Annotated in this window: 7 protein-coding genes; 3 read left to right on the top strand and 4 right to left on the bottom strand. The window is 70.7% G+C overall.

Translation table 11 applies throughout. The features are described 5' to 3' along the window. Positions 1–40: 40 nt before the first annotated feature. The 3 genes from ACFWEP_RS28565 to pdhA are packed head-to-tail and all read right to left on the bottom strand — an operon-like array spanning position 41 to position 3,656. Complete coding sequence (locus tag ACFWEP_RS28565; protein ID WP_387374237.1) at positions 41–1,501, bottom strand: dihydrolipoamide acetyltransferase family protein; 1,461 nt, start codon at positions 1,499–1,501, stop codon at positions 41–43. Positions 1,502–1,518: 17 nt separating this feature from the next. Further along, positions 1,519–2,499 carry an alpha-ketoacid dehydrogenase subunit beta gene (locus tag ACFWEP_RS28570; RefSeq protein WP_387374229.1) on the bottom strand — a complete coding sequence of 327 codons (981 nt, stop codon included), beginning with the start codon at positions 2,497–2,499 and terminating at the stop codon, positions 1,519–1,521. Between the two features lie 2 nt (positions 2,500–2,501). Continuing rightward, positions 2,502–3,656: a pyruvate dehydrogenase (acetyl-transferring) E1 component subunit alpha gene (gene pdhA / locus ACFWEP_RS28575; RefSeq protein ID WP_387374230.1), complete on the bottom strand. Its 1,155-nt coding sequence runs from the start codon at positions 3,654–3,656 to the stop codon at positions 2,502–2,504. Positions 3,657–4,002: 346 nt separating this feature from the next. On the opposite strand from pdhA, the gene ACFWEP_RS28580 reads away from it, so the two are divergent. The 3 genes from ACFWEP_RS28580 to ACFWEP_RS28590 all read left to right on the top strand — a co-directional run bounded on the left by ACFWEP_RS28580 (position 4,003) and on the right by ACFWEP_RS28590 (position 6,286). Further along, positions 4,003–4,665, top strand: a complete 663-nt coding sequence (locus tag ACFWEP_RS28580) for a response regulator (RefSeq protein WP_387374232.1) — start codon at positions 4,003–4,005, stop codon at positions 4,663–4,665. A 112-nt stretch (positions 4,666–4,777) separates the two neighbouring features. After that, on the top strand, positions 4,778–5,203 hold the full coding sequence (locus tag ACFWEP_RS28585) for a pyridoxamine 5'-phosphate oxidase family protein (RefSeq protein ID WP_387374234.1): 426 nt from the start codon (positions 4,778–4,780) through the stop codon (positions 5,201–5,203). A 66-nt stretch (positions 5,204–5,269) separates the two neighbouring features. Then, a complete protein-coding gene (locus tag ACFWEP_RS28590) occupies positions 5,270–6,286 on the top strand; it encodes a phosphotransferase (protein ID WP_387374239.1) in 1,017 nt (338 codons plus the stop codon). A 36-nt stretch (positions 6,287–6,322) separates the two neighbouring features. On the opposite strand, the gene ACFWEP_RS28595 is transcribed toward ACFWEP_RS28590, so the two are convergent. Further along, a partial coding sequence (locus ACFWEP_RS28595) for a protein kinase (protein ID WP_387374235.1) occupies positions 6,323–7,520 on the bottom strand: 1,198 nt, incomplete at its 5' end.

The following is a 7,520-nucleotide window of genomic DNA, read 5'->3' on the forward strand; positions in this document are numbered from 1 at the left end:
CGCTGCTGCGTGCGGGCCCACCTCGTACCTGTATGAGCGGTCAGGCCCAGGTGATCAGGCGCTTGGGCTGTTCCAGGATCGCGGCGATGTCCGCCAGGAACCTCGAACCGAGCTCGCCGTCGATGAGGCGATGGTCGAACGAAAGCGCCAGCGTGGTGACCTGACGGGGCTTCACCTTGCCCTTGTGGACCCACGGCTGGAGCTTGATCGCGCCGATCGCGAGGATTGCGGACTCGCCCGGGTTGAGGATGGGCGTGCCGGTGTCCACGCCGAAGACGCCCACGTTGGTGAGGGTGAGGGTGCCGCCCGCCATCGCCGCCGGGGAGGTCTTGCCCTCGCGGGCGGTGGAGATCAACTCAGCCAGTGCCGAACCGAGTTCGGGCAGGGTCTTGTCCTGCGCGTCCTTGATGTTCGGCACGATCAGTCCGCGCGGGGTGGCGGCGGCGATACCCAGGTTCACGTAGTGCTTCTGGACGATCTCCTGGTTGGCCTCGTCCCAGGCGGCGTTGACGCCCGGGTTCCGCCTGACCGCGACGAGGACGGCCTTCGCGATGAGGAGCAGCGGGTTGACCCGGACCCCGGCGAGGTCCTTGTCCTCCTTGAGCTCCGCGACGAGCTTCATCGTGCGGGTGATGTCGACCGTGACGAACTCGGTGACGTGCGGCGCGGTGAAGGCGCTGGTGACCATCGCCTGGGCGATGGCCTTCCGCACCCCCTTGACGGGGATGCGGGTCTCCCGCGCACCCGGCACCTGCGCCACCGGCTGCGGCGCCTCGGCCGGAGCGCCGTAGTACGTTCCGGTGTCGTACGGCGCGTGCTCGTCGAGCGCTTCCGCCATCGCGGGGGCAACGGCCGCCGGGGGCGCCGGCGGAGCGGCGGCGGCGTGCACGTCCTCGCGGGTGATGACACCGTCCGGGCCGGTCGGGGTGACCGAGGCCAGGTCGATGCCGAGGTCCTTCGCGAGCTTGCGGACCGGGGGCTTGGCCAGCGGGCGGCTCTTCGCCACCGCCTGTGCGGCACCGGCGCCCTGGCCGTTCAGCTCGCCCTGGACCGCCTGGAGCGCGGCAGCCGCCGGCTGCTCGGCGCCCTTGCGCGGACGGCGCTTGGTGGAACCCTCGGAGACCCCGTAACCGACCAGCACGGACTGCCGGCCCTTGGGCGCCTCCTCCGGGGCGGCGGCAGCGGCCTCGGGCTCCGCCGGAGCGGTCACCGCTTCCTGCGCGGGTGCGTCGGCGGCCGAACCGGGCGCCACGTCCACCGAGATGATCACCTGGCCGACGTCGACCGTGGTGCCCTCGGGAAAGCGCAGTTCGTGCACCACCCCGTCGAACGGGATCGGCAGCTCCACCGCCGCCTTGGCGGTCTCCACCTCGCACACGACCTGGCCGTCGGTGACGGTGTCGCCGGGCTGGACGAACCACTTGAGGATCTCCGCCTCGGTGAGCCCCTCGCCCACGTCGGGCATCTTGAACTCACGGAAACGGACCGATGTGTCGGTCATCGTCACGACCCCTCTCCTCAGTACGCCAGCGAGCGGTCGACGGCGTCGAGCACCCTGTCGAGACCCGGCAGGTACTCGTCTTCGAGCCGGGCCGGCGGGTACGGCACGTGGTAGCCGCCGACGCGCAGGACCGGTGCTTCGAGATGGTAGAAGCTGCGCTCGGTGATCCGGGCGGCGATCTCCGCGCCGGAGCCGTAGAAGACCGGGGCCTCGTGCACGACGACCAGCCGGCCGGTCTTCTCGACCGAGGTCTGGATGGCGTCGAAGTCGATCGGGGACATCGACCGCAGGTCCAGGACCTCGATCGACCGGCCCTCCTCCTCGACCGCCGCGGCGGCCTCCAGGCAGACCTTCACCATCGGCCCGTAGGCGACGAGCGTGAGGTCGCTGCCCTCGCGGACCGTGACGGCGCGGTGCAGCGGGACCGGAATGGCCTCGGTGTCGACCTCGCCCTTGTCCCAGTAACGCCGCTTCGGCTCGAAGAAGATGACCGGGTCGTCGCTCTGGAGGGCCTGCTGCATCATCCAGTAGGCGTCGTGCGCGTTCGACGGCGAGACGACCTTCAGGCCGGAGACGTGCGCGAACAGCGCCTCGGGCGACTCGCTGTGGTGCTCGACCGCGCCGATGCCGCCGCCGTAGGGGATACGGACCACGACGGGCAGCTTGATCTTGCCGAGCGAGCGGGCGCGCATCTTCGCGAGCTGCGTGACGATCTGGTCGTACGCGGGGAAGACGAAGCCGTCGAACTGGATCTCGACGACGGGACGGTAGCCACGCAGGGCCAGGCCGATCGCCGTGCCGACGATGCCGGACTCGGCGAGCGGGGTGTCGATCACCCGGCCCTCGCCGAAGTCCTTCTGGAGCCCGTCGGTGATCCGGAAGACACCGCCGAGCTTGCCGACGTCCTCACCCATGATCAGGACCTTGGGGTCGGTGTCGAGGGCATGGCGCAGCGACTCGTTGAGCGCCTTGGCGATGGACATCTTTTCCGCGGCCATGGTCAGTTCTCCTCCTCGGCGAACGATGCCTGGTAGGCGGTGAACTCGGCGCGCTCCTCGTCGACGAGCGAGGACCCGTCGGCGTACGCGTGCTCGAACATGGCGAGGGGTTCGGGGTCCGGCATCGCCCGGACACCCTCTCGTACCCGCTTGCCGAGCGCGTCGCTCTCCGCCTCCAGGGCGGTGAAGAAGGCCGCGTCGGCGAGCTTCTGCTTCTCCAGGTACGTGCGCAGCCGCAGGATCGGGTCCTTCGCCTCCCACGCGGCGCGCTCCTCGTCGGCCCGGTACTTCGTCGGGTCGTCGGATGTGGTGTGCGCGCCCATCCGGTAGGTGAACGCTTCCACGAGGGTGGGGCCCTCACCCCTGCGGGCCCGCTCCAGCGAAGCCTTGGTCACGGCGAGGCAGGCGAGCACGTCGTTGCCGTCGACGCGGACGCCGGGGAAGCCGTAGCCCTGGGCGCGCTGGTAGAGCGGCACCCGGGCCTGGCGCGCGGTGGGCTCGGAGATCGCCCACTGGTTGTTCTGGCAGAAGAACACGACCGGGGCGTTGTAGACCGCGGCAAAGGTGAACGCCTCGCCGACGTCGCCCTGACTGGTGGCGCCGTCGCCGAAGTACGCGACCACGGCGGAGTCCGCGCCGTCCTTGGCGACGCCCATGGCGTAGCCGGTGGCGTGCAGGGTCTGCGAGCCGATGACGAGCGTGTACAGGTGGAAGTTGTTGCTGTTCGGGTCCCAGCCGCCGTGGTTCACGCCGCGGAACAGACCGAGCAGGTTCGTCGGGTCGACCCCGCGGCACCAGGCGACGCCGTGCTCGCGGTAGGTGGGGAAGACGTAGTCGTCGTCGTTCAGCGCCCGGCCGGAACCGATCTGCGCCGCCTCCTGGCCCAGCAGCGACGCCCACAGGCCCAGCTCGCCCTGGCGCTGCAGGGCGGTCGCCTCGGAGTCGAATCGGCGGGTCAGGACCATGTCCCGGTACAGCCCGCGCAGCTCCTCGGGGGAGAGGTCGACGCTGTACTCGGGGTGCTCCACCCGCTCGCCCTCGGGCGTCAGGAGCTGTACGAGCTGGGGCTCGGAACTCTGTGGTGCCTTCGCGGCGCTGGTGCGCCTGCTGCTGCTACTGCGTCGCGGCTTACGCGCGGCAGTGCTCTCCACGGTCACGTGCGTGCTCCTCCGTCGGTCCGGACCCCGGGGTCTGCCGGGAACCAGTGCGGCTCGCCTGTGTCCGGACCCGTGCACGGGGTGGGTGCCGCTCGGCCGGGAACAGGCGTGACAGGTGCCCCGGCGAGCACCCTGTCACAGGCACGTTACCCAGTGGGTCGCATATACGCGAAACCCTCTCTGACCTGCGTTTTTGCTTGGATTTCCAAGTAAATCGCGAAAACCCGAACTCTCGCTGGTCACAGCACTGGTAACAGCCTGGCAGGCCGCCGGAACAACGGCACGTTATCCCGGGGGCACGGCGCAGGGAAGGGCGGAGCGGAGCGGAGTGTGTGAGACTGCGAATGTGTCCGAAGATGGAAAAATCACCGTATTTCTACTCGACGACCACGAGGTAGTCCGCCGGGGCGTCCACGACCTGCTCGCGGTGGAGGACGACATCGAGGTCGTCGGTGAGGCCGGCACCGCCGCCGACGCCCTGGTCCGCATCCCCGCCACCCGCCCCGACGTGGCCGTCCTGGACGTGCGCCTGCCGGACGGCAGCGGGGTGGAGGTGTGCCGGGAGATCCGCTCCCAGAACGAGAACATCAAGTGCCTGATGCTCACCTCGTACGCGGACGACGAGGCCCTGTTCGACGCGATCATGGCCGGGGCCTCGGGATACGTCCTGAAGGCGATCCGGGGCAACGAGCTGCTGAGCGCGGTACGCGACGTGGCGGCCGGAAAGTCGCTGCTGGACCCGGCGGCCACGGCCCGGGTGCTGGCCCGGCTGCGCGACGGCAAGGACAGCAAGGGCGACGACAGGCTCGCCAACCTGACCGACCAGGAACGCAAGATCCTCGACCTCATCGGCGAGGGACTCACCAACCGGGTCATCGGGGAGCGCCTGCACCTCGCGGAGAAGACCATCAAGAACTACGTCTCCAGCCTCCTGTCGAAGCTCGGCATGGAACGCCGCTCGCAGGCCGCCGCGTACGTCGCCCGGATCCAGGCCGAGGGCGAACGCTGACCCGGCGCCGGAGCTCCGGCAGAAACCCCCGGACCTTCGGGCCCTTGGTCCCGGTGTGCACGGGGCCGCCGGCCCTTACGCGCGGGCCGGGCGCCGTCGGACAGTGGAAGGCATGTCTCCAGAGGAATCGCATGCCATCGAGCTGCTGGGCCGGGTCCCGTACGGCCGGCTGGCGGCCAGCAGGCGTGCCCTCCCGCTGCTGGCCCCCGCCCGTCACATCGTGTGCGACGGGCAGCTCCTGCTGCGCATGCACGGCGGACTCGGCCACCACGAGGCCTGCGACGGCAGCGTCGTCGCCTACGGAGCCGACAACCTGAACACGGCCGCCCCGGGCGACCGCGACCTGTGGGCCGTTCAGTTCACCGGTACCGCCGAGCTGACGGAACCCTCCCGCGTCCAGCGCGCCCGCTTCGGCGCCCCGCCGGCCGAGGTCAACGGCGAGACCTTCGATCCGGTGTACCTCCGGCTGCACCCGCGGTTCGCCTCTTGGCACACTCTGGGCTGGAATTCAAGTCCGCATCCGGGCCACGTTGCGTGATCTACCATCTGGTAAGTGCCGCGCTCATATGTAACCCATCCTCCCCAGCCTCCGGTCGGCGAGGTCATGCGCCGCTATCCCGCGGTCGGTGAACCGCTCGCCTGCGAGCCGATCACCAAGGGACTGCTCAACCACGGATACCGCGTCGCCACCACGCGCGGCGCGTACTTCCTCAAGCACCACCTGGACAAGCAGCACCTGGACGACGCCACCGGCGAACGCTCCCTCATCGCCCGTCAGCACCGGGCGACCCAGCGCCTCCAGTCGATCGGCGTCCCCGTCGCACCCCCACTGGCCGACGCGGACGGCGAGACCGTCACGGTGATCGACGGCCACTGCTTCGCCCTGCACCCCTGGGTCGACGGCCGTCACCGGATCGGCGCCCAGCTCACCCCCGACCAGTCCACACGTCTCGGGGCGCTCCTCGGAGCCGTACACACGGGACTCGAACACGTCATGGGCCCCGGCAGCGGCACGCAGACCACGCGGCGCGGACACGGCAGCCCCGATCCGGCCGACACCTTCGCCCTCATCGACGAGCTGCTCGACGCGGCGCGCGGCGTACGCCCCCGCGACACCCCGCTGGACGCCTTCGACGAGCTGGCCGTGCACCGCCTCGTCGAACGCAGGGCGCTGCTCGAACGCCACGCCCACCGCCGCCCACCGACCCCCGTGGGCCCCGCCCACGGCTGGGTGCACGGCGACTTCCACCCGCTGAACCTGCTCTACCGGGGCAGCGACCCGGTGGCGATCGTGGACTGGGACCGGCTCGGCGTACAGCCGCGCGCCGAGGAAGCGGTACGCGCCGCGGCGATCTTCTTCGTGCAGCCGGCCGGAAAGCTGGAACTGGACAAGGTCAAGGCGTACGCGCGCGCCTACCGCGAGGCCGCCGGGGTCGGTTCGGCGGAACTCGCCGCCGCGGTGCACCGGGTCTGGTGGGAGCGGCTCAACGACTTCTGGATATTGCGCTGGCGCTACGCCCTGGGAGACCGGAGGGCCGACCCGCAGTTCCCTGCGGTGTCGGCCCTGGTGGTGTGGTGGACCCGGGAGTACGAGGCGGTGAACGAGGCGTTCACCGCCTGAGCGGCCCTCGCGCCCGCCCCGGCCGGCGTCCCGGGATCAGGTGGTGCTGCCGGCCGTGCTCGCCGCATCGGTGGGATCCGCGGTGGGGTCGCCCCCACCGACAAGGCCGCCCAGCGCGCCGGAGTCACCGTCGTCACCCGTCGGGTCCGTGGTCGGCTCCTCGGACGTCTCGCCCGTGGAGCCGGAGTCGTCGCCACCGGTGGACGTGGCGGGCGCCTGCGTCGTCTGGGTCGGCTTCGGGGTGTCCGAAGGCTTCGTCTCCGTCGGCGTCGGCGTCCAGGTCGGCTCCTCGGACCACTTCGACTGCCCGCCCGAGGAGTCCTCCGGTTCCTGCGTCTCCGTGGTCGGATCGTCGCTCGGCTCGGCCGAGGTCTCGTCCGGGGAAGGCGAGTCGGACGTGGTCTGCTCCACCCGGCCCTTGTCGGTGTCGTTGCCGCTCGACGCGTTGACGGCGATGGCGATCCCGACGCCGATCGCGACCAGCGCGAGCACCGCGAGGAGCCACATCTTGCTCTTGCCGCCGCCGTCCCCCCGGCCGCCGTCGTAACCGCTGTAACCGCCGCCGTAGCCGCCGTCGTCCGGGTTCGCCGGGGGCAGGATCGGCCCCTTCGAGGTGTCCCCGTGCGAGGCGTAGCCGCCGGCCCCCATCACCTGGGTCGCGCCGGCGTAACCCTGCGCCTGGGTGCGGGCTCCGTCGTACCCGGCGACCGGTCCGGTGTTCCACGTGCCCGTGTGGCCGCCCTGCACCTGGAGCATCTGCAGGCCGTACTGGACGAGTCCGCGCATCTCCTCGGCGCTCTGGAACCGGTCGTCCGGCTCCTTCGCGAGCGACCGCATCACCAGGCCGTCCAGCTCCGGCGGCACGGCGTCCGAGACGTCGGAGGGCGGCAGCGGAATGTCCTGGACGTGCTGATACACCACCGAGAGCGGCGTCTCACCGGTGAACGGGGGCCGCAGCGCCAGCAGTTCGTACAGCAGACAGCCGGTCGCATAAAGGTCGGAGCGGTGGTCGACGGCCTTGCCGAGCGCCTGCTCCGGAGAGAGGTACTGCGGCGTGCCGACGACCATGCCGGTCTGCGTCATCGTCGACTGCGCGCCGTGCAGCGCACGGGCGATGCCGAAGTCCATGACCTTGACCGCGCCGGAGTTCGTGATGATGACGTTCGCGGGCTTGATGTCCCGGTGCACGATGCCGTGCTGGTGCGAATAGGCCAGAGCCTCCAGCACACCCGAG

The organism is Streptomyces sp. NPDC060198, assembly GCF_042728415.1.
Lineage (GTDB): Bacteria > Actinomycetota > Actinomycetes > Streptomycetales > Streptomycetaceae > Streptomyces.